The organism is Gardnerella sp. DNF00550 (assembly GCF_049262685.1).
In the GTDB taxonomy this organism is placed as follows: domain Bacteria; phylum Actinomycetota; class Actinomycetes; order Actinomycetales; family Bifidobacteriaceae; genus Bifidobacterium; species Bifidobacterium leopoldii.
The window spans coordinates 410005-433222 of sequence record NZ_CP058397.1 but is presented as its reverse complement, the minus strand read 5'-3'; the positions used below and the strand labels follow the sequence as shown (position 1 = coordinate 433222).

General features: G+C 42.7%; 19 protein-coding genes, 1 tRNA gene and 1 riboswitch. Of the genes, 6 read left to right on the top strand and 14 right to left on the bottom strand.

What is annotated here, in order from left to right; all coding sequences use genetic code 11:
• Together HXT29_RS01485 and HXT29_RS01480 are read right to left on the bottom strand one after the other, a co-directional pair.
• Positions 1-363 carry a histidine triad nucleotide-binding protein gene (locus HXT29_RS01485; RefSeq protein WP_004106318.1) on the bottom strand — a complete coding sequence of 121 codons (363 nt, stop codon included), beginning with the start codon at positions 361-363 and terminating at the stop codon, positions 1-3.
• A 112-nt stretch (positions 364-475) separates the two neighbouring features.
• The gene (locus tag HXT29_RS01480; protein ID WP_422118412.1) at positions 476-1273 is read right to left on the bottom strand and encodes a 16S rRNA (uracil(1498)-N(3))-methyltransferase; all 798 of its coding nucleotides are present in this window, start codon (positions 1271-1273) and stop codon (positions 476-478) included.
• 94 nt (positions 1274-1367) lie between these two features.
• On the opposite strand from HXT29_RS01480, the gene HXT29_RS01475 reads away from it, so the two are divergent.
• Positions 1368-2453 carry a succinate dehydrogenase/fumarate reductase iron-sulfur subunit gene (locus HXT29_RS01475; RefSeq protein ID WP_004119090.1) on the top strand — a complete coding sequence of 362 codons (1086 nt, stop codon included), beginning with the start codon at positions 1368-1370 and terminating at the stop codon, positions 2451-2453.
• Between the two features lies 1 nt (position 2454).
• On the opposite strand, the gene HXT29_RS01470 is transcribed toward HXT29_RS01475, so the two are convergent.
• The 5 genes from HXT29_RS01470 to HXT29_RS01450 all read right to left on the bottom strand — a co-directional run bounded on the left by HXT29_RS01470 (position 2455) and on the right by HXT29_RS01450 (position 6246).
• Positions 2455-3258: a TIGR00730 family Rossman fold protein gene (locus tag HXT29_RS01470; RefSeq protein ID WP_101886063.1), complete on the bottom strand. Its 804-nt coding sequence runs from the start codon at positions 3256-3258 to the stop codon at positions 2455-2457.
• A gap of 50 nt (positions 3259-3308) precedes the next feature.
• Positions 3309-4568, bottom strand: a complete 1260-nt coding sequence (locus tag HXT29_RS01465; protein WP_422118411.1) for a Na+/H+ antiporter NhaA — start codon at positions 4566-4568, stop codon at positions 3309-3311.
• 162 nt (positions 4569-4730) lie between these two features.
• A tRNA-Arg gene (locus tag HXT29_RS01460) sits at positions 4731-4804 on the bottom strand.
• A 153-nt stretch (positions 4805-4957) separates the two neighbouring features.
• Entirely contained in the window at positions 4958-5632 is a 675-nt protein-coding gene (locus HXT29_RS01455; RefSeq protein ID WP_004106323.1) for an ATP-dependent Clp protease proteolytic subunit, read from the bottom strand.
• A gap of 2 nt (positions 5633-5634) precedes the next feature.
• Positions 5635-6246 carry an ATP-dependent Clp protease proteolytic subunit gene (locus HXT29_RS01450; protein ID WP_004106325.1) on the bottom strand — a complete coding sequence of 204 codons (612 nt, stop codon included), beginning with the start codon at positions 6244-6246 and terminating at the stop codon, positions 5635-5637.
• Positions 6247-6460: 214 nt separating this feature from the next.
• Here HXT29_RS01450 and HXT29_RS01445 point away from each other — a divergent pair, with 214 nt between their 5' ends.
• Positions 6461-7231: a hypothetical protein gene (locus HXT29_RS01445; protein WP_004106326.1), complete on the top strand. Its 771-nt coding sequence runs from the start codon at positions 6461-6463 to the stop codon at positions 7229-7231.
• Between the two features lie 134 nt (positions 7232-7365).
• On the opposite strand, the gene HXT29_RS01440 is transcribed toward HXT29_RS01445, so the two are convergent.
• The 7 genes from HXT29_RS01440 to HXT29_RS01410 all read right to left on the bottom strand — a co-directional run bounded on the left by HXT29_RS01440 (position 7366) and on the right by HXT29_RS01410 (position 17580).
• Positions 7366-8760, bottom strand: a complete 1395-nt coding sequence (locus HXT29_RS01440; RefSeq protein ID WP_422118410.1) for a chloride channel protein — start codon at positions 8758-8760, stop codon at positions 7366-7368.
• A gap of 146 nt (positions 8761-8906) precedes the next feature.
• On the bottom strand, positions 8907-10256 hold the full coding sequence (tig, locus tag HXT29_RS01435) for a trigger factor (RefSeq protein ID WP_004119087.1): 1350 nt from the start codon (positions 10254-10256) through the stop codon (positions 8907-8909).
• A gap of 53 nt (positions 10257-10309) precedes the next feature.
• Positions 10310-11740 carry an HRDC domain-containing protein gene (locus HXT29_RS01430; protein WP_117008742.1) on the bottom strand — a complete coding sequence of 477 codons (1431 nt, stop codon included), beginning with the start codon at positions 11738-11740 and terminating at the stop codon, positions 10310-10312.
• A gap of 206 nt (positions 11741-11946) precedes the next feature.
• Entirely contained in the window at positions 11947-12294 is a 348-nt protein-coding gene (locus HXT29_RS01425; protein WP_004106331.1) for a hypothetical protein, read from the bottom strand.
• Between the two features lie 103 nt (positions 12295-12397).
• Positions 12398-13279, bottom strand: a complete 882-nt coding sequence (pflA, locus tag HXT29_RS01420; RefSeq protein ID WP_004106335.1) for a pyruvate formate-lyase-activating protein — start codon at positions 13277-13279, stop codon at positions 12398-12400.
• 110 nt (positions 13280-13389) lie between these two features.
• The gene (pflB, locus tag HXT29_RS01415) at positions 13390-15765 is read right to left on the bottom strand and encodes a formate C-acetyltransferase (RefSeq protein ID WP_004106337.1); all 2376 of its coding nucleotides are present in this window, start codon (positions 15763-15765) and stop codon (positions 13390-13392) included.
• Positions 15766-15882: 117 nt separating this feature from the next.
• Positions 15883-17580 (bottom strand): NAD+ synthase, encoded by a 1698-nt coding sequence (locus HXT29_RS01410; protein WP_064340564.1) that lies wholly within the window; start codon positions 17578-17580, stop codon positions 15883-15885.
• A 221-nt stretch (positions 17581-17801) separates the two neighbouring features.
• On the opposite strand from HXT29_RS01410, the gene HXT29_RS01405 reads away from it, so the two are divergent.
• The 4 genes from HXT29_RS01405 to thiC all read left to right on the top strand — a co-directional run bounded on the left by HXT29_RS01405 (position 17802) and on the right by thiC (position 23160).
• Positions 17802-18635: a MetQ/NlpA family ABC transporter substrate-binding protein gene (locus tag HXT29_RS01405; protein WP_422118409.1), complete on the top strand. Its 834-nt coding sequence runs from the start codon at positions 17802-17804 to the stop codon at positions 18633-18635.
• 192 nt (positions 18636-18827) lie between these two features.
• The gene (locus HXT29_RS01400) at positions 18828-19652 is read left to right on the top strand and encodes a methionine ABC transporter ATP-binding protein (RefSeq protein WP_004106342.1); all 825 of its coding nucleotides are present in this window, start codon (positions 18828-18830) and stop codon (positions 19650-19652) included.
• A gap of 2 nt (positions 19653-19654) precedes the next feature.
• On the top strand, positions 19655-20335 hold the full coding sequence (locus HXT29_RS01395; protein WP_422118408.1) for a methionine ABC transporter permease: 681 nt from the start codon (positions 19655-19657) through the stop codon (positions 20333-20335).
• 64 nt (positions 20336-20399) lie between these two features.
• Positions 20400-20505, top strand: a riboswitch (TPP riboswitch).
• Positions 20503-23160 carry a phosphomethylpyrimidine synthase ThiC gene (gene thiC / locus HXT29_RS01390; RefSeq protein WP_004119078.1) on the top strand — a complete coding sequence of 886 codons (2658 nt, stop codon included), beginning with the start codon at positions 20503-20505 and terminating at the stop codon, positions 23158-23160. (Overlaps the previous riboswitch by 3 nt.)
• Positions 23161-23218 lie beyond the last annotated feature (58 nt).

The following is a 23218-nucleotide window of genomic DNA, read 5'->3' as shown; positions in this document are numbered from 1 at the left end:
TTACAAGCTACCTTCTACAAGTTTTTCGCCAGTTAATACATGAGCATGAACATGAAACACTGTTTGACCAGCATCAATACCAGTATTAAATACGAGTCGATAATCACCGTTGAATTCATCATCAGCAATTTTTTGTGCGACACCAGCAATATGGGCCAAAGTTTCAGGAGCTTTACTAGCAAGCTCAGCAACATTCTTATAGTGATTGCGCGGCACAATCAGCACATGCACTTTTGCTTGAGGATTAATATCTTTAAAAGCAACTACCGAATCGTCTTCATAAACTCTGCTGCTCGGTATTTCTCCAGCAACAATTTTACAAAAAATGCAATCAGCATCAGTATTGTAAGTGATATCACTCATGGTTTCTCCCCTATTTGCTACTAAATGAAATCAATGCCTTAAGCCAAAAGCAATCGACACTCTTCTTATTATTTTACACAATTATGAGCACTTTTAGATACGATTTATGTGATTATTCGTAACGTCCTAAAACACGCGAAAGAAGAGAAAGAGCTACAGGTCCTGCAGTAGATGCACGAAGAATATTGCTACCTAAAACGCAGCTTTTAGCACCAGCATCAATAAACATTGACACTTCATCGTCACTAATACCACCTTCTGGCCCAACTAAAACGTAAACAGTACGCTCTTTACCATCCTCCAAACAGCGCTCGCTAAGAGTATTTACTGCTTGTTCTATTTGATTCCAGCAATCAGTTGCGTCTTGATGCAATACGATTACGAGATTTCCGTAAACGCACGCACGCCTACATATTGCAACTATTTGCTTGCTCGAAACACATTCTTGAAGTTCAGGCATCCATGCACGACGAGATTGCTCTGTGGCAGACTGTAAAACTTGGCTCCAACGCTTATCTGTGCGACCAGGTTTCCACTTTGCAATTGAACGATCCGCGCACCAAGGGATTACTTCATCCACGCCAATTTGCGTAGCCATATCAATTGCTTGCTCATCGTGCCCTGTTTTTGCCAAAGCTTGAACAAGTGCAAGTCTAGTCATTCGCGGAGCTTCCCTAGTAAACGCTTCTACACGAACTAAGCCATTTTCAACATCCGTCACCTTTGCATGAATGCGCAAGCCTTTGCCGTCAGAAAGTTGCAAAGCATCGCCTTCTAATAGTCGCATGGCAGATATAGCGTGACGTTTTACTTGAGATGGAAGCGCAATCGTCCACCCTTCTTCGATTCCTTCTGCAAGCACAGGAGCATTATCGTGATCAGTATCAAGCAAAAATAAAGCGTCAGTCATAGTTCAAGCCTAACGTGAGGATGCGCCAAGTACTAAAAAATGTTTCTGTGCAAGTATTGTGGCAAACTAGAACAGTACGTATTGGAGGTTTGCAATGAGTAATGAGCTTGGTGATAACACTGCGCTTGTTACTTTGCGTATTTCACGCTTTACTCCATGTAATAAATCTGAAGATGATGCAAACAGTAAACAGACAGAGCGCAAGCGCAGAGAAAGTCCTTTTGCGCGCAGAAAGCGCAGTAATCCTTTCGCAAAACTAGATTCTTCAGAAAATAACATAAATAATTCTTCCGAATCTAGTGAATCCAGAATATCTAGTGAATCCGGTGAATCTTACGAATCTTCTCCAAAACGCATTCAAGGTAAGCATTGGGTTCAAGATTACAGTTTACGCGTTCATTCTACTGACACTATTCTTGACTGTTTACTGACTATTAAACGCACAATCGACCCAACTTTAGCTTTCCGCTACTCATGCGGTCACGGCGTTTGCGGTTCCGACGCTGCAAACGTAAATGGCATGCCAACCTTACTATGCAGTGCAACTATTGGTGCGAACGCACGTCCTGAAAGCACAAATAGCGTGCAATCTCGAGGCTTTAGAAAAACTGGCACTACTAGCAGCTCCTCACAGTCGACAAAATCGCCAACTTTACAGCAAAAATCTAAAGAGACTACCACTTTGCAAAATGGCACTTTTGGTGTTATTGAGCTTGCTCCACTTTCAGGATTTGCAGTTCAACGAGATCTTATTTGCGATATTTCGCCTATGATTTCGCAAATAAAACGCTTAGAACCTTATTTGCAGGCATCTAACGTTTCTACGAGAAATACTGAAGGGAAACTCCAGCTTATTGAGTTTTTGCAACATCCTGAGGAACTTAAAAAATTTGAGCTTTTGAGCAATTGCATTATGTGCGGTGCTTGCGAAGGAATTTGCCCAATTTATGCAGGCGGAGAAGCCTTTATTGGGCCTGCAGCATTGGTTAACGCGGCTCGTTTTATTTACGATTCCAGAGACAATGCAACAGAGCATCGCCTTGATCTAATAGACAGCAGTGACGGTATTAGCGCATGCCAGTCAGTTAGAGCATGTTCAAGACAGTGCCCTCGCGGAATTGATATTGGCGAAGAAATTTGGCAGCTTACAACGCTTGTAAACGAGCGCAAAAACTCTTAGATTATTCAATTCCAGATGCTATGCGCACTGCCTCTATTGGGTCGTCTGTGACAGCAAATAAGTGCGGATCGAGTGAAGAAATAAAACCTCGTTGAGTTACTGTAGACTTCAGCCAGTCAATCAAACCATTCCAATACGAAGTACCGAAAAGAACAACAGGCACGCGCGCAACTTTATGCGTTTGCACTAAAGTCAAAGCTTCAAACATTTCATCCATCGTGCCAAAACCGCCAGGGCACACAATAATTCCAGAAGAATACTTCATAAACATTGTTTTACGCACGAAAAAATACCGAAATTGCATGCCAAGATTAATCCACTTATTCAAACCCTGCTCATGAGGAAGCTCAATCCCCAATCCTACAGACGTACCACCAGCTTCTGCAGCTCCACGGTTTGCAGCTTCCATAATTCCAGGACCGCCACCTGTAATAACAGCAAAACCGCGTTTTACAAGCTCTGAACCCATAGTACGAGCTAAAGAATACTCAGGATCATCTTCTTTTATTCGAGCAGAACCAAAAATACTAACAGCTTTACCTAACGATGCGAGCGCGTCAAAACCATCAACAAACTCAGCTTGAATACGAAGCGCACGCCATGGATCCGCGCTACGCCAATCCCATCTCTTATCTACTTCTACACCAACTCCAGAAACAAGCTGCTGATTGTTATCGTTACGAAGAAGCGTCTCTGTAGTGCTCTCCTTAGGAATCATAGAACCGCGCATCACAACAGAACCACGATGATACGTGTTATTCCAAGGTGGAACATCTACTGAAAAATCTTCTTTACTATTAAACATGATTTCTCCTAGAAATTTACTTTCAAATATATTGAAAATAATAATTAAAACTAGTCTTCAACTTCATCTAATTCTTCTTCCATATGCTTTGCTTGCATAGAAAGTAAGAAGCCAGAAACTCCTGCAGCAATAATAGAAGCAACAAGAACGCCAAAACGTGCTTCAGCAGACAAATCTGCGTCAGAATACGCAAGAGAAGCAATAAGAAGAGAAACAGTGAAACCAATTCCACACGCACATGCTGTAGGCATTAAGTCTACTACACGAAGACCATCAGGAACTTTCAAACCTAGAACACGCTTTGATATCCAAGCAGTTGCCATAATTCCAGCAGGTTTACCAACAACAAGAGCAATAGTGATAGCAATCAAAATTGGCGAGAAGAGCAACTCCCAAGTCAATGTTTCAAAATGCACTCCTGTAGCGAAAAGAGCGAAAATTGGAAGAGCCAATAACGCAGAAACAGGCTGAATTTTTTCACGATAGCGTTCAGCCCGAAGCGTTTTTTCACCATGAACTAAATGCGCCGGAGTTAGCAAACCCACCATTACTCCAGCTAAAGTTGGATGCACGCCAGCTTCATACATCATAATCCAAGCCATAATTCCTACTATTGCAACCAACGGCCATGGAACGCGCTTCAAACGCACTAAAGTAGTCCAAACCAAACCGCAAGCAATTACTCCAGCAAACCAATACCATGCGTTAAGAGACGAGAAGAAGACAGCAATAAGTGCTATTCCAAGCAAATCGTCTACTGTAGCAAGAGTCATAAGAAATGCGCGCAAAGCGTGTGGCAAAGTTTTTGCAAATAAAGCAAGAACAGCAAGAGAGAAAGCTATATCCGTTGCTGTAGGTATTGCCCACCCGTCACGAACCATATCAAGCGAAGGTAAAGCGCCAGAAGTAAGACGCATAATCTCCTGCCCGGCATGCAATTCAGAAAATACAGTTACTGTAGCAACAAACAGCAAAGGAGGCACAATCATTCCACCAACAGCACAAATCATTGGCATTGCAGCTGCGCGAGGGTCAGAAAGCGAACCAGCAATAAGCTCATGTTTTAAATCTAAACCAACCGAAAGGAAGAAAATAGTAAGCACGCCATCTTGTACCCAGTGACCAATCGACATGTGTATATTCGTCCACGGAATGCCTACATGAGTATGCGAGACAGCTTCAAATATTGGCGCGGTTAAAGGAATATTTGCAAGCAATAAGCCGGTAAGAGCGAAACCAAGCATAATTAAGCCAGAAATTCGCTCATTATTTGCTATCTTGCGTGCTACTCTCCAACTGCGTCGTATCATATTGTAAATATTTCCTCCACTAAATGCATTTATAACGTTTATAACGTTTTATAGTGCAAAATATGTGATTAGCACTTTTAAGTATAACTGAGAGGCATAAACCGAGCGAGTTGTATTCGAATTAAAAAAAAAACGCGGAGCAAAAGCTTCGCGTTTTGTTTGTGCGCCAGACAGGATTCGAACCTGCAACCTTCTGATCCGTAGTCAGATGCTCTAATCCGTTGGGCTACTGGCGCATGTTTCCAGCCTCAAGAACCATGTCCTTGTTTCCGGCAACTTGACTAATATACAACCATCCGCGCTAAAACACAAACCCCGGCGTGTCGACCGGGGTTTGTTGTTAAGAAATGCAAGAATTGATAAATACTCGCTAAGTTGTAAAGATTGAATTATGCTCTGCGCTCAAGCACTTCGTCAACCATTCCATAAGCTTTAGCTTCTGGAGCAGTCAAAATAGTATCCACTTCAATATCTTTACGGATGCGCTCAATATCTTGACCAGTATGCTTTGCAAGAGTTGATTCTAACCAAGAACGCAAACGCAACATTTCCTTAGCTTGAAGCTCAATTTCAGTAGCTTTACCAAAATCTTGACCCATTGCAGGCTGATGGATAAGCACACGAGCATTTGGCAAAATCATGCGCTTACCAGCAGCTCCAGCAGCAAGAATAATAGCAGCAGCAGAAGCAGCCTGACCTAAACAAACAGTTTGAACATCTGGATTAATGTATTGCATTGTGTCATAAATCGCAGTCATAGCAGTCATCGAACCGCCAGGTGAATTAATGTACATCATCACATCGCGATCAGAATCCATGCTTTCTAAAACAAGCAACTGAGCCATAATGTCGTCAGCAGAAGTGTCATCTACTTGCACACCCATGAAAATAATGCGATCTTCAAACAGCTTAGTGTAAGGATCTTGCGTTTTCATGCCGTATGGAGTTTGCTCGCCAAATTGAGGCAACACGTAACGATTAGTAATGCGCTGAGCAGAAGTAACGCCGCCAAAACCAGCTAAACGCTCAGCACGCGCAACAAACTTTGCTTCTTCACTTGCCATAATTACTCCTCACCGCGCATAGAAGCAGGAGTGGTCACAATCTTATCTACGAAACCATACTCCAAAGCTTGCTGAGCTGTAAACCAGTGATCGTATTCGTTATCTCGGTAAATTTCCTCTACCGTATGACCAGTCTGCTTTGCAGTCAATTCAGAAAGCGTTTTTTTCATATCCATAATAAGCTCTGCGTTAATTCGCACATCCGTAGCAGTGCCACCGACACCGCCAGAAGGTTGATGCATAAGCACACGAGCATGTGAGGTAATATAACGCTTACCAGGAGTGCCAGAACTAAGCAAGAACTGACCCATAGATGCAGCCATGCCAACAGCAATAGTTGCAACATCTGGCTCAATTAATTGCATAGTATCGTAAATTGCCATACCAGCAGTAATTGAACCTCCAGGCGAATTAATATACAACCAAATATCCTTCTTAGGATCTTCCGCAGCAAGCATTAACATTTGCGCGCAAATAACATTGGCATTCTCGTCTTTTACTTCAGATCCCAACCAAATAATGCGATCTTTTAGCAACCGATTAAAAATAGAATCAGTTGATGTAGGCGCTTCAGCCTGTTCCATCACAGGAGAAGCTGTAAAAAGCTCAGTCACTATATCTCCTTGTTACCACGTAATTATTTCTACACTACCTTGTGCGCATGACCGCATAGAAAATATTGCGAATATGATTTGAATTGAATGTTTTACGCCAAATTTCTAAAATTTTATTCATATCAACAGATGTAATTTTTACTTATTACCTCACGTTAGTATGCATTATTGAGTATATTTTTACTGGATTATCAATTCATTATAAGGAGTAATTATGGATCCTAACCAATTGCCAGACAACAACTACTCGCCTGCTCCGATGCCAAATAACGAGTATCCAAATAATGGTTACCAAAATAATACATACCCAAATAATGTAAATCCAAATAACGGATACCCAAACAATGGTTATGGAAACAATGGGTACCAGAACAACGGATACCCAAATAACGGATACCAGAACAACAATTACCCTAATAATGTAAATCCAAATAATGGTTACCAACCAAACTTATATCAGAATAATCAACAACCAGTCAACAACTATCCTGCAAACGCTTATCCAAATGCAACAAATACAAGTGCTCATAAGTCAAAATACATTTGGCTTATTGTTGTCATAGTAGTAGCAATAGTTGCAGTAGGTGGCTACGTAATTTCAACTAATCTTAAACCGCATTACAATTGCGCTGCACCAAAAAGCGCAAATATTGAAGAATACGTACATTGCCATCCAGAAGAAGCTAAAAAACTCACTAATGGATTTAATGATGCCACTAGCAGCTCACCATTCAACATAACGTTTGACACTAAAGGTGATCAGCTCAATATAAATGCAAAGTTCAAAAGGCACCTATCTGATTTAGAAATTACAGCGTTAAAGACTGGAATGCAAACATACGGCGATAGCCTCTCGAACTTGATGCCACAATCAGCATCGGATGATATGAAAGAAAAAATTATTGCACCAGTACGAGTGCATTTCATCTTCTCAAACGATGATGGAACTTTTATCGCAGATAAAGAATTCAGCTCTAATAATTAATTAAAAAAATAACTAAAGTAATCAACATAACTAAAAAATATTTACTTACAATAAATGCGCCTTTGCTAATACTGAACTAGCATAGGCGCATTTATTTTGCACATATTGTATTTTCCATACTAAAAATTCAAACATTATTTGCGCATAAAAATTTTTGGTATTATCGCTATGCTTCTAGATACAGCACAAGAAACAGCCATCGGAATAATCATAATCATAGGCGCATTCACTAATTGCGCTACCAAAAAAAGCGCAAACCACAATGACTTTCGGCTTGCAGTTAACAGACTTGCAGCGCCAAAAATAGCAGCTATTATCAATATTTTTGGCTGACTTGATAGCATGCCACCAACAACTGGAATGTTCATACTTATAAAACCTACGATCAGCCCTACGCAAGCTCCAGACGACATACTCGGCTGAAGCACACCACCACTTGCGCCAGCTCGAAGAGTGCAACTTGTTAAAATTATTTTTGCAACAAATAGTAGAAGCAAAGTTACCAAAGAGTTTTTGTCAATTGCAATACTTGTTGCAATGTTATATGCGTATTGTGCTAAAGCTCTGCCATTGCCCATAATTGCTGGATTCCACGATGCAACTAATCCCGTTACTAAGCCCATTAATGGCAAAAAATATAAGATTTGGTAATTGTGAGCACACTTAGAGCGAGCCCAACGAATCATCTTATGGAAAAGAATACCCACAATACCGCAAGCAATGCCAACTATAATTGCAAGCAGCAACACAGTAGTGTTGACAATATGGATGTCATTAAGACTTGGCAAACAATAGTAAGGTTCATCCCCAAGCACAAAAATAGTAGTCAATGATGCAATTTCACTTATACATAACGCAATAGCAAAAATACCAAATTTTTGTATAAGCCAATACCATTTCAAACGCTTTAAAGAAGATTTCGATTCGTGAGAAAAACGTGGAATTGCAACCAAACCTAGTGCCATAATCGCACCCGCTATTGGAGCGCGATAAACTCCAGCTAAACCAGCACCAGCAGCACTTGCAACCAAAACGCGAGCTTGAAATTCACTGACTCGAATAAAGCAGAGTAACTTCTGAGTAAGCATTGCAGCCAATTCTCGAGGCGCAACTTCTCTACCTAAACTTGCGCCAGAAGCAACTATAAAAATTTGTAAACATACATGGATAATCGTCGTATTAAATGGCATCGATTGGCCACTAACAGCATGAGCTATATCGACAATACGATTAGAAGATTTTGTCCATAACCACATCCAAATAATTGCAGCAACAGACATCACAATTAATACAACAGCAACATAATGCAATACTGGCAATCCAACTGGCGAAGGTTTAAGAGCAGATTCTGAAAATCCGAACATTACATTTTGCACAGCATGTAGTAACAGAGTTAATAATACTGCACCAACTCCAGCCATAACTGCAACAAAAAAAGCAATAAGACTTAATCGTAAACATGTAAAAACATAGTTCAAACACTTACCAGGTTTTTTACTGTCTACCATTTGCAAATTGCGTTTTTCCATTAGCAGCAGCCTTCCTTATGTTATTTGTTTTTCATTTTATTTGTTTTCATTTATTTAAAGTATAACAACAACACAAAAACCCAGAGCAAAAGCCCTGGGTTTTAGCAAATATGAGAAAGTATAAACTTTCTCTTGTTTGAAAAATACTACTTAGAAAGTTCGTCAGCAACTTCTGCAGCAGCAGAAGCAGCCTTCACGCTTTCGTCTTCGTCATCATCCTCAGACAAGAATGCACTCAAGTCAAGAGCTTCTCCGCCGGAAACGAACTTTACAGCACGCATACCAGCAAGCAAGCCCTTAGAACGAGCAACTTCCTGCACGGCAGAACCAAGCTGACCGTTGTTAACGATTGCGTTAATGAACTGGTTTGGATCCATGCCGTACTGCTGAGCAACAGAAACCAAGAAGTTGGTGACGTCAGCCTGGGAAACAGTCACATCCATCTGTTCAGCCAAAGCGTCAAGAACCATCTGGTCGCGAAGTTCCTTCTCAGCAGCCTGCTGAGCTTCGTCCTTCTGCTTCTTGGTAGCTTTTTCAGGATCAGGGGTCATGCCCTTCAAATGCTCTGAAACAGCCTTGTCCAAAACGCCCTTTGGAACAGGAATTTCAACTTCTTCCTGAAGCTTAACAAGGAATGCGTCACGGGCATTAGTTGCCTGACGACCTTCAGCAGCCTGCTCGCAAGCCTTGCGAATATCTGCCTTCAATTCCTTCAAAGTATCAAACTCGGAAGCTTCCTGAGCAAAATCATCATCAAGCTCTGGCAATTCCTGAGTCTTTACGGAATTAACCTTAACTTTAATCTGAGCCTTCTCGCCCTTGTGCTTGCCGGACTCGAGAGTACCTTCAAAGGTGGTTTCTTCACCGGCGGAAAGGCTATCCAAAGCCTCATCCAAACCGTCAAGCAACACACCGGAACCGATTTCGTAGCTTACGCCCTCTTGTGCATCAACTACTTCGTCATCGATACGAGCTTCCAAATCAATGTTAGTGTAATCACCCTTAGCTGCAGGACGATCAACACCAACCAAAGTAGCAAAACGCTGACGGAGGCTTTCTAAGCGCTCCTTGACATCCTTGTCGGAAACCTTTGGCTTCTCAACTTCAATCTCAACGCCCTTGAACTTGTTCAACTTGAAATCTGGACGACGCTCAACTGTTGCTACAAACTTAAGACTTGCATCTGCATCAGTCGACGTTGGAACTTCCTGAACGTCAAATTCTGGCTGATCCATTGGGCGGATCTTCTTTTCTTCCAAAGCCCTGGAATAAAGCTCTGGTACAGCGGAATTTACGGCTTCGCCAGCAACAGCTGCGAAACCGACGCGCTGATCTACAATCTTGCCTGGCACATGTCCCTTACGGAAACCTGGCACGTTAATTTGCTTAGCAATCTCCTTACGAGCTTCTTCCAAGAATGGTTTGAAGTCTTCGAGATCTGCGGTAATGGTGAGCTTAACTTTAGTTGGCTCAAGATTCCTGACGCTGATTTTCACGCTTGCGCTCCTGAAATTACGTTTTTTCTAGCTTCTGCCGTATGGCACAACCGTTACATGATAGCGCGAGTTACGGACTCAGCTACCAATCGGGTTTGCCATTCGCGAGCGCCATGCTCACTTAGGAATGTTTTAACATCAATATCTTGCGCATCATCATGCCAGCAAAGATTACGAATAATCTGCGGTTTGATAATAATTTCTGCAGGAGTATGAGTGTATTCAGAAATTTGATTTAACTCAGCTTTTACTCTTTGTAAACGCTCATAACGCTTAGGGTGATGTTCTCGCCAATATTTCATAGATCTAGGAGCGCTTTGGGAATCTTGCATATCCTGTAAATACTGCGAATCTGACGAATCATGGCAATCCTGACAATCGTTAGAACCTTGTGACTCGTCAGTATCTGTTGATTTAAGTACGCTCGTTTTACGAGATTCGCGCGAATTAAGTTGAATAGCTCCATTCGGTAATACTGGATGCACATCATCCATAGCTGTTTCACCAGATTTAGCGCGCAAAATAGCATTCTCTATAACGTTTTTCCAAATAGATGGTTTAATTTTGCGCTGAATTGGAGCGTAACGCTCGAACATTTTGTCTTGCTCACTGCCAGTGTGTACTCGCACTCGCTCATTCAAAGAACGAATAGCACGAAACGCGCGCGCATTACTAGGTTTACGCTTACCAGCTTCAATAATCGCAGCGTCAGAAAGTAGAAGAGTTGGCGCAATATCATATTCACGCGCTAAAGCATCTCGCCTTTGCCACAATGCTTTCGCAATAACTAAACCAACACGATCGTGCATAAGCACACTTATATGCGATATTTTAAGCCATGGACGCGGATGCGGAGCTTTCTTTTGTGCACCCTTACTAAGTAAGTGTTTAAATTCTTCTTCCGCCCAAGAAAGTTTACCTTGCTTTTTTAGCTCACCGCGCATTACTTCTTCTAGCTCAATAAGTAATTCAACGTCTAAAGCCGCGTAATTTCGCCAATCTCTAGGAAGTGGACGATAAGACCAGTCCGCTGCGGAATGTTCTTTTGCGAGGGTCAAACCCAAATAATATTCAGTTACAGAGCTTAAACCAAAGCGCTTTCTACCAAGTAATTTAGCCGCAATCTCGGTATCGAATAAAGCACGAGGACGCAAACCAATATCGAAAAATCCTGGCAAATCTTGCATCGAATCGTGGATAATCCAAGGCGCATCTCCTACTGCCTTGTTAAATTCGTTCCAATCGGCTCCAAGTTTTGTAAGTTCTATTGGATCCAGTAACCCGATTCCTGCACCTTTGCGTTTAAACTGAATCAGCCAATCTTCATGACCATATCTAAAACCGGAAGCTCGCTCAGCATCTGCAGCTAAAGAACCGGAACCTGATGCCAACAAGCTGCAATAATCTTTATATGCTTCAAGCGTATCAATGACTTCTGGAACTCCTTCTCTAGGCTCTTTTAAAAGCTTTGGTTCCTCGTTCAAGTACGCCTCCCGATTTGCATGCTTTAGCCAAATTCTTACGTTTTTTGCAACTTATTCTGTACTTTTTGCAAAATGTTGCGCAAGATATATTTAAGCCGTGTTATAGATTATGCATCTTTTAACACGGCTTCAACTTTCGCACACAACTACGACTATTCAAAAAATAAATAATCAATTAAATAATCAATCTGTTTTATTGTTTGATCTTATTGAGTTATGCTCTTAACAAGCTTGGTTTTAAGGAATCTAGTAAGAGTAAATGCGACTGCCGAAACTAAAACTGTTGGGATAACGTAGACAGTATGTAAACCTAAATCTCTTATTGGGAAAGTGGCAAGTTCTGTAGCAATGGTTATAGCAATAGATATTATTGGCACTTCAATAAGAAGTTTCTTATCGAAAGCCGCAACGATATTTATCGGCAACAAAATTATCGGCAAAACAATTAAAATAATAAGCGCTGTGCCAAAGCCAAACTGATCGTTACACCGTGCAAAAATAGCTAACGCTAATGCAAAAGCTAATGCAATCCAACAACCTATTCTGCGCTTCATTGCGTATCCTTTCTCTAAAAAGGGTGTTTGTGTAATTATACAAAATCCTTTAAAAAAAACAATACAATACGCAAAAATTGCCTAAAACGCATCGAGGTTCAGTCTAGTACACAACAAAACCGTGGTCTTTGAACTGGTTTACAACTCGCTCTTTAAGTGCTCTAGAAGGTCCTTTTTGATTCTCAAGAGGGTACGGAATTCGAAGCTCATGCCACTTTGGACGACCTAGTTGATGGAAGCCAAGCACGTCAATATGCTCAACAGCATCACCAAACGAATCGCAAATCTCAGCAACTTTTTCAACATTTTCTTCGCTGTCTGTCAAACCTGGAACGAGCACAAAACGCACCCAAATCTTCTTACCAGCCTTCGCCAATCGCTGACCAAAGTCAATAGTTGGCTGAAGTAAGCCGCCAGTTACTTTTTTATACGTTTCTTCAGTTCCGGATTTAACGTCAAGAAGGCAAAGATCAATGTCTTCAATCATTTCATCCGTATAATTGCGATTCAAAAATCCGGAAGTGTCCAAGCAAGTATGAACGCCCATCTCTTTTGCAGCACGAAAAACTCTAGATACAAAAGCCGGCTGCATCATGGATTCGCCGCCAGAAAAAGTGATCCCACCGCCTGTTGCTTTAAAAAGACTTTGATAACGGTCAACTTTTTTAATCATCGCATCTAAATAGACTGGCTTTCCGTCGCGCATTTTCCAAGTATCAGGATTCTGGCAATACTGGCAGCGCAGCGGGCAGCCACTCATAAACACTGTCATACGAGTACCAGGACCATCAACAGAAGTGTTAATATCCCACGAATGCACAAATCCAATATCGCCAGTTTTAAGAGCTACAAGGCGATCTTTTCTGTCTAATCCAATTGGAGATTCAAAGCCGGAAAGTCCACCCATTAAAGTTTGGCGAGCATACTCTTTTGACTCCTTCAACATATGCTGAGTTGTGGTACGAAACGCTGTGTTTTCAGCCATCTAACTGCCCTCCAAACTATTTATAAATAAATAATAAATAATATACGCAATTAACAAAAGCCGGGAGCGAAACTAGCCTCGCTCCCGGCGGTGTTTACTAATCAACCAAATCAGTCAGTAACTGAACCCTGGTGGAATGTACGAGAAATAACGTCGAGCTGCTGCTCCTTAGTGAGCTTCACGAAGTTCACTGCATAGCCGGAAACTCGAACCGTCAAATGCGGATACTTTTCTGGGTGCTCAACAGCATCTTCAAGCTGTTCCTTACGCAACACGTTGATGTTTGCGTGGTACAAGCCGTGACCGTTGCCAGCATCCAAAATGCCAACCAAGTTGCTGATGCGCTCGTCTTCGTCACGACCCAAACCATCAGGAGTAATGGTGTTCGTAAGCGAAATGCCGTCAAGAGCATCGTCGTAATCAATCTTTCCAACGGAGAACATCGAAGGAAGCATGCCGTGCGAATCCATGCCGTTTTCTGGGTTTGCGCCTGGAGCGTACGGAGTACCCTTCTTGTGACCGGATGGGAAGGAACCAGTATTCTTGCCATACTCAACGTTAGAAGTAATAGTCAAAATGGACTGAGTTGGTACAGCATTACGGTACACAGGCAAACGCTTTACCTGACCCATAACAGTGCTCACAACCCACTTAGCTAAGTCGTCTGCACGATCGTCGTCGTTACCGTAAATTGGGAACTCTCCAACAGTCTTGTAGCCAACGATTAAGTCGTCGTCGCCGCCCTCAATGTACTCGTACTCGTGGCCTTCAGTTGTCTTAGCATCCTTGTTGTAGATTGGGTAAACCTTTGCATACTTCAAAGCAGCCAAGGAATCTGCAGCAATAGACAAACCGGACATGCCACAACCAAGCGTACGATAAACTTCCTTATCATGCAAAGCCATTTCGATGGACTCGTAAGCGTACTTATCGTGCATGTAGTGGATGATATTCAAAGCCTCAATATAGGTTTCGGAAAGCCATTCCAAAGCCTTCTCGTAGTTAGCCTTGACTTTCTCGTAGTCGAGAGTACCGTCAGCTTCTGGCTTGATTGGGTCAATAACACCCTTATCAATAACCTGCATACCGGTCATTTCATCGCGACCGCCGTTAATTGCGTAAAGCAAAGCTTTTGCAGAGTTCACGCGAGCAGCGAAGAACTGCATTTGCTTACCGACGCGCATTGGAGAAACGCAGCAAGCAATAGCAGCGTCGTCACCCCAGTGCTCACGAATGTCTTTATCGGACTCGTACTGGATTGCAGAAGTGTCGATAGAAATTCGTGCGCAGAAACGCTTATAAGCTTCTGGGAGCTTTGGATCCCAGAAAATAGTGATATTTGGCTCAGGACCAGGTCCCAAATGCTCAAGAGTCAAAGTGTTGAGCAAACGGAACGAAGTCTTGGTTACGAAAGTGCGACCGTCCTCGCTGAAGCCTGCATCGGACCAAGTTGCCCAGTAAGGATCACCAGAGAAGATTGCGTCGTAATCCTTAGTACGCAAGAAGCGCACAATACGAAGCTTCATAACAAGAGCATCAATAATTTCCTGAGCGTCGGTTTCGTTAATTAAACCTGCCTTCAAATCGCGCTCAAAGTAGCAATCAAAGAATGCAGAAACGCGACCGAAGCTCATTGCAGCGCCATCCTGGCTCTTAACAGAAGCAAGATAGCCCATGTAAGTCCACTGAACAGCTTCCTTAGCGGTCTTAGCTGGACGAGTCAAATCCAAACCGTACTCGTTACCCAAGTTAATAAGCTGCTTCAAAGCCTTAATCTGCTCGTCATGCTCTTCGCGGAAGCGAATCCAATGCTCAATTTCAGTCTCGGTAAAATCGTTACGGTATGGAATCGAATCCTTGTCGCGCTTCTTGAACTCAATAAGCATGTTCACGCCGTAAAGAGCCACACGACGGTAATCGCCAATAATACGACCGCGACCGTAAGCATCTGGCAAACCGGTCAAAATCTTGTTGTGGCGAGCAATCTTAATATTCTTGGTGTAAACGCCAAATACACCATCGTTATGAGTCTTGCGGTAGACGGTGAAGATCTTCTTGATTTGAGGATCTACTTCCTTGCCAGCTTCTTTAATAGCCTGCTCAACCATGCGCCAACCGCCATTTGGCATCATAGCGCGCTTGCAAGGCTCATCAGTTTGCAAACCGACGATTACGTTATCTACTTCTGGGCTTTCAATGTAGCCTGCTGGCATTGCATCAATGCCTGCTGGGATATGAGTTTCAACATCATAAACACGACGTTCACGTTCAACAGCCAAGTAGTTGTCGTCGAGATACTTCCACATGTGCTTCGTTTTTTCAGTGGCATTTGCCAAGAAGCTTTCGTCACCTTCATATGGCGTATAGTTCTTTAATATAAAGTCGCGTACGTCAATGTCTTTCTTCCAATTGCCGTCAGTAAAACCATTCCACGCTTCGGTACGAAGATCCTCTTCACTGAGAACTGGTGCATCAACTGATGTCATGTTTAGACTCCTTTTGTACCCGCAACGCATCTTCACGCTGCCCTAATAACAATGTTAAAGCATGGGTAAACGCATACACGAGTAGTTTTGCAAAAAATCTAGTGAAATACATCACATTTATTCACGAAAAGCTGTGGTAACAGGCATTCTGCGATCCCTGCCAAAAGCAATAGCACTTACTTTTGGTCCAAGTGGATACTGCCTGCGCTTCCATTCTGCGCGATCAACTAAACGCATAACCGTGTCAACAGTATGCTCGTCAAAACCATCTTCAAGCAAATCCGCTCTACCATGAGCAAGCTCAATATGAGCCTCTAAAACGCGATCAAGCAAATCGTACTCAGGTAAAGAATCAGAATCCTTTTGCCCTGGACGCAACTCTGCACTCGGAGGCTTAATAATAGAATTAACAGGAATAAGCACGCCATCTTGCGGAGCTTTCGCTTTCTGAGAATCCTCATATCCAACAATTGGCAGCATACCAATACCTACTCCAGCATTCGCAGCGCGATTCCTCCAACGAGAAAGTGCCCAAACGCGCGTCTTAAGCAAATCCTTAATAGGAGCATACCCTCCTACCGCATCGCCATAGATAGTAGAATATCCGCAAGCAAGCTCCGATTTATTACCAGTTGCGAGCGCCAAAACACCGCGCGAATTTGAATATGCCATTACGATTACGCCACGAACGCGAGCTTGCAAGTTTTCCGCAGCAACTCCTTCTAAGGAAAGTTGTGATTGGAAAGCTTTAAAAAGCGGTTCAATTGGTTGCACATCGTAGTGAGCGCCAATTCGCTCTGCTAAATCGCGCGCATCGTCTTTAGAACCGTCCGAAGAGTACATGCTTGGCATAGAAATGCCATACACATTTGCTCCACCGCAAGCATCGGCAGCCATAGTAGCTACTAAGGCAGAATCAATTCCTCCAGAAAGTCCTAAGCACACGCCCTTAAAACCATTCTTACGCATGTAATCTCTAAGACCTACAACACACGCACAATACACTTCTTCATCTGCGTCAAGTTTTGGAGCAATGCTTGAAACTTTCTGCTTTTTCAGCGAGTTATCAAAATCAACAAACGACAAATCTTCAGCAAACATTGCCGAGCGTTCAAGCAAAGTTCCGTCAGAATCAACAACAAAACTTCCACCGTCAAAAACCAAATCATCTTGACCACCGACCTGGTTCACATACACAACCGGCGCATTGACTTCAACAGCGCGCTTTTGAGCCAAACTCAAGCGCACATGAGTTTTACCTTCCTCATATGGAGAACCGTTCATAGTTACTAGCGCATCGATACCAAGTTTTGCCAAACGCGCAACAGGACCGCCGTCTTGCCAAATATCTTCGCAAATAGCAAAACCTAGACGTATTCCATCTACTTCCAGCAGCTCACACTTATTGCCAGAAGAGAAAATACGAAACTCGTCAAAAACACCATAATTTGGCAAGAAATGCTTGTCGTATTGCAACACAGATTTGCCTTCATGCAATACGAGAAGCCTGTTTCGAGGCTTTCCAGCAGACTCGTCAAAGCCAACAGTTCCAACTACTACGTAAAGCTCCCCCAAGCCTTCTTCTGAAAGTTTTGATGCAAGCAAGTCTGCAGCTTTTTGTGCAGCTGTGCGGAACGTGGCACGCAAGGCGAGGTCTTCAATAGGATACCCGGTCAAAGTCATCTCAGGAAATACAACCATGCGAGCACCCGACTGCTTTGCGCGCGCAGCATACTTCAAAACTTTTTCAACGTTGCTATCAATATTCCCAACGCAGGTATCTATCTGCGCTAACGCCAATCGCAAAAAACTCATACATTACAGTCTAGTAGATAGCTTCATTGCAAGTAAGCGACGTGTTGAAAAACTTATTTTTTCTCTTTCCACACTGCAAGTATGCGAATTATTAACACGTCATAAATAATACTAATAAGCAAAGTATAGAATTATTGATTTTTCTCGCCTATATTGATAATTCGTTACTCGCGAAGGGGATTTAACTTTAAACGAATTTCACCGAACAAGGAGCAGGAAATATGCGAAAAATTAAAGTTATTGCATCAATTACAGCACTGGCAGCATTAGCGACTTTCACTTTAAGTGGCTGCGGTAGCTCAAAAGCAGGCGCGAAGGATGACAAAACTATTACTGTTGCTGCTTCGCCTACTCCGCATTCTGAAATCTTAAATAAGGTTGTAAAGCCAATCTTGCAAAAAGAAGGCTACAAGCTAGTAGTAAAGGAATTTACTGACTACGTGCAGCCAAATACAGCTACTGAAGAAGGCGAAGTTGACGCAAACTACTATCAGCATTTGCCTTATCTTGACAACTTTAATAAGGAAAAGGGAACTCACCTTGTTTCAGTAGGTGGAATTCATTTTGAACCATTTGGATTGTATCCAGGAAAAACCAAGACGATTAAAGCATTAGCAAATGGCGCAACTGTTGCAGTTCCAAATGATCCTACTAATGAGGCTCGCGCATTGCTTCTTTTGCAAGATGCTGGATTGATTAAGTTGAAGAATCCAAAGGATATTAACGCTACTACAAAAGATATTACTGAGAATCCTAAGAATTTGAAGTTTAAAGAACTTGAAGCGGCAACAGTTCCTACTGCCATTAAGGATGTGGATCTTGCTGCCATGAATGGCAATTACGCTATTCAAGCTGGTTTTAATCCAACTAAAGACCCACTTACTTCAGAAAAAGTTGGTGGCATTGCGGCTAAAACTTATGAAAATATTATTGTAGTAAAGAAGGGCTCTGAAAAGTTTGCAAAAATCAAAACCTTACTCAAAGCTTTGAAGACAAGCGAAGTGCGCGACTATATTACTAAAACTTACAAAGGCGCTGTGCTTCCTGTTTTCTAAATAATACTCACAATGTAGCCACCTAATGCCGCATGTGTATGCTTCGTGTATGCTTTGCGGCATTATTTTATAAGCGTGTAATATACGTAATGTGCGTGCTAGTCAATAATCTAGTTAATGACGCTAGTTAGTAACTCTAGTTAGTAACGAAGTATATTTCACACAGAAAGCAATAATCTGTTAAGGAAAAGCATGATTCAGATCGAACATCTTCACAAAAGCTACGGCAAAGGTAGCAAAGCGAATGAAGCATTACACGACATTAATCTGACTATTGAATCGGGAGAAGTATTCGGAATCCTTGGTTCTTCTGGTGCAGGAAAGTCTTCGCTAGTTCGTTGCATGAATCTGCTTGAGCGACCAACTTCTGGCAAAATTATTATTGACGGAAATGATATTAGCGAAGTAAAAGATAAAGAACTTGCAAAAGTACGCACTAATATTGGCATGATTTTCCAGAATTTTAGCCTTTTCCAGCAACGTACAGTATTGCGAAACGTCACTTTCCCATTAGAGTTAAATCACACTGCAAAAAAGGAACGAGAAGAACGCGCAAACTACTTGCTTGACTTAGTTGGTTTAAAAGATTTTGCAAACCGCTACCCTAGCCAACTTTCAGGCGGACAGCAGCAGCGCGTAGCAATTGCACGAGCATTGGCGAATAATCCGTCGATTATGCTTTGCGACGAAGCAACAAGCGCACTGGACTCCACAACTACTGCGCAAATCCTTGATTTATTGCGCCGAATTAACCGCGAACTCAACGTAACACTTGTTATTATTACACATTCGCTGGCTGTAGCACGAAATATTTGCGACCGAGTTGCAATGATTGATGGCGGACGCATTGTGGAATTAGGTGACACGGATACGCTTTTTGCAAATCCACAAAGCGATATTTTGCGAACTCTTATTGCAGATGAAAAACAAGAAAATCATCGTGCTAAAACTACAAACACGCTTGCAAACGAGGCAACAGACGCACAAACAAACGCGCTTACCAATGAGGTGAAATAACAATGTTAGAAACTGCTACACAATTTTTTAACGACTACGGTGACTTACTTATTGAAGGCGTGCAAGACACACTCGTAATGACATCAGTTGCAACACTTTTTGCATACCTTATTGGACTTCCAGTTGGCGTACTTCTCATTACATCAAACAAAAAAGGTATTTGCCCTAACGCGCCAATTAACGCAGTTCTAGGCTGGATTGTTAACATCGTGCGTTCTGTGCCGTTTATTATTTTATTAGTTGCAATAATTCCTTTTACTCGTCTCATAGTTGGCACTTCTTTGGGAGTTCCTGGAGCTATTGTGCCACTGGTAATTACTGCTGCACCATTCGTTGCTAGAGTAGTTGAACAATCTTTAGCCGAAGTTGACGGAAGCTTAATTGAAGCAGCACAAAGCTTTGGAGCAAGCAAATTGCAAATTGTTTGCAAAGTGTTGCTGTGGGAAGCTTTACCTTCGCTAATTCGCGGAGCTGCGCTTACATTTATTACGCTTTTTGGATTCTCCGCAATGGCTGGAACAGTTGGCGCAGGCGGACTCGGAGATATTGCAATACGATACGGATACCAGCGCTATCAATACGATGTGATGACAGTGGCTGTTATTCTTTGCATTATCCTCGTGCAGATTGTGCAAAGCTTGGGAGATTTTATTTCACGCGCAATCAATCATCACGAACGCTAAAGAATTTCGCAACATACCCACCACCAATTAAATGCACATAATCGTGTAAACTTACTGGTAATTCGACATTTTGCAGGGGTGCTTTCGAAAGAAGGCTGAGATGGTATTAATTTGCCTAACCCTTCGAACCTGTTAGTTAATACAACGTAGGGAGCAACGATTTTAGTATGACATCGAATTATCCGTACGCATCAATGCGTAATCAATTTAATCTAAGTGCCTGCTTTATTGCAGACCCACAAGCTTGTAATAATCGTCCACTTACAGATATTGTCGATGATGCTTTGCGCGCTGGAGCGACTTTTATTCGTCTTCATTGCAACAATGAAAACGCTAAAGAAATCACTACTATTGCACGCGATATTGCACAAATCATCGAAGACAATAACAAATGCGATTCTGTAACTTTTGTTATCGATGAACGTGTTGATGTCGTTTGGCAAGCTCGCAATCAAAGCATCAAAGTTGACGGAGTGCATTTAGCACAAAGCGACATGGAGCCTAGAGAGGCTCGCGCACTTCTTGGCGAAGATGCTGTAATCGGCTTATCTGTTGAAACCGAAAGCTTAGTTAAAGTAATAAACGAACTGCCAGATGGATGCATTGATTACATTTGCGTAACAGCAATGCACAATCCTGAAGAAGGATGCGAAAGCACTACTGCCGCTTACGAATTGGAAGCAAACCACACAACGCTGGACGAAGCGAAAATTAATACGATTTGTTCCGCAAGTGATTTCCCAGTTCTAGTTGGCGGAAGAACTGCGCTCGACGATATCGATACAATCGCTCACACTAAGGCTGCAGGATGGTTCGTTTCTGAAGCACTGTATTCTTCAGAAACACCAGAATCAACTATGCGTGAGTTTGTTGAACATTGGAAAGCTGTGCGAGGCGAAGAAAAGCACGGCTACGCTAAGCGAGTAATAGTTGCAGAAAATTCTGAATCAAAATCTTCAGAAACTCAAGAAAAGAAACCAACTTTTATTAACGCTAAAGAAGCAAAGGATGCTGCGAAATTAGCTAAACAACAGCGAGTTGACATTGCAGCTCGTGGTTGCACTCAGCGCGATAAAGCTCATATTCGCAAAACAACTCCAGTTCATTTTGAGTATGAATATGGTTCTTACGATTTGGAAGTTCCTTATACGGAAATTAAGCTTTCGGATACTCCTGGCGTAGGTCCTAACCCGCCTTTTAAGGATTACAATACTGAAGGTCCAAAGTGCGATCCGAAGGAAGGCTTGGCTCCGCTTCGACTTGACTGGATTCGCGACCGCGGTGACGTTGTGGAATATGAGGGTCGCAGGCGCAATCTTCAAGACGACGGCAAGCGCGCAATTAAGCGAGGCAAAGCTTCTAAAGAATGGCGTGGTCGCACGCATAAGCCAATGAAGGGCGCAGATCATCCGATTACGCAAATGTGGTACGCTCGTCACGGAATTACTACTCCGGAAATGCAATACGTTGCAACGCGCGAAAATTGCGATGTAGAGCTAGTTCGAGAAGAAATTGCAGCAGGACGCGCTGTAATTCCTTGCAATATTAACCATCCTGAAGCTGAGCCTATGATTATTGGCTCACGCTTCTTAACTAAGCTCAACGCAAACATGGGTAATTCTGCTGTTACGTCGTCTATTGACGAAGAAGTAGAAAAGCTTACGTGGGCCACGAAGTGGGGTGCGGATACCGTTATGGATCTTTCCACCGGTAACGATATTCACACAACGCGCGAATGGATTTTGCGCAACTCCCCTGTGCCAATTGGAACAGTTCCAATGTATCAGGCTTTGGAAAAAGTTGAGGATGATGCTTCTAAGCTCAGCTGGGAGCTTTTCCGCGACACTGTTATTGAGCAGTGCGAGCAGGGCGTTGACTACATGACTATTCACGCTGGCGTGCTTCTTCGCTACGTGCCGCTTACTGCAAACCGCGTAACCGGTATTGTTTCTCGTGGTGGCTCAATTATGGCTGAATGGTGCTTGCAGCATCATCAAGAGAGCTTCTTGTATACGCACTTTGAAGAATTATGCGAGATTTTCGCAAAGTACGATGTTGCATTCTCTTTGGGCGATGGTTTGCGTCCAGGTAGCTTGGCTGATGCTAACGATGCGGCTCAGCTTTCCGAGCTTATGACACTTGGCGAGCTTACAAAGATCGCTTGGAAGCATGACGTGCAGGTGATGATTGAAGGTCCTGGTCACGTGCCATTCGACACTGTGCGTATGAACATTGAGATGGAGAAGGCGATTTGCCAGAATGCTCCATTCTATACGCTTGGTCCTTTGACTACGGATACCGCACCGGGCTATGACCACATTACTTCCGCAATTGGTGGCGTGGAGATTGCACGATACGGAACTGCAATGCTTTGCTATGTGACTCCTAAGGAACATTTGGGATTGCCTAATAAGGACGACGTGAAGCAAGGCGTGATTGCGTATAAGATTGCTTGCCACGCAGCTGATCTTGCTAAGCACCATCCACATGCTATGGATCGCGACAACGCAATCAGTAAGGCTCGCTTTGAGTTCCGCTGGTTGGATCAGTTCAACTTAAGCTACGATCCGGATACCGCAATCGCCTTCCACGACGAAACACTTCCTGCAGAGCCGGCAAAAATGGCGCACTTCTGCTCGATGTGCGGACCAAAGTTCTGCTCGATGGCTATTTCGCAAAATATTCGTAAGCGTTTTGGCGGAGCAGCTCAGCAGGAGCAGCTCGTTGAAGAAGCACGCAGTCAGGCAATTGCCGATGGTATGAAAGAGATGAGCAAAAAGTTCCAAGAATCCGGCTCATCGCTGTATCAAAGCGTGAAAGCATAAAATGCAGAAGTACGGAAGCAAAAACTGAATTGCAAGTGCTTCAATAACAATACTTACA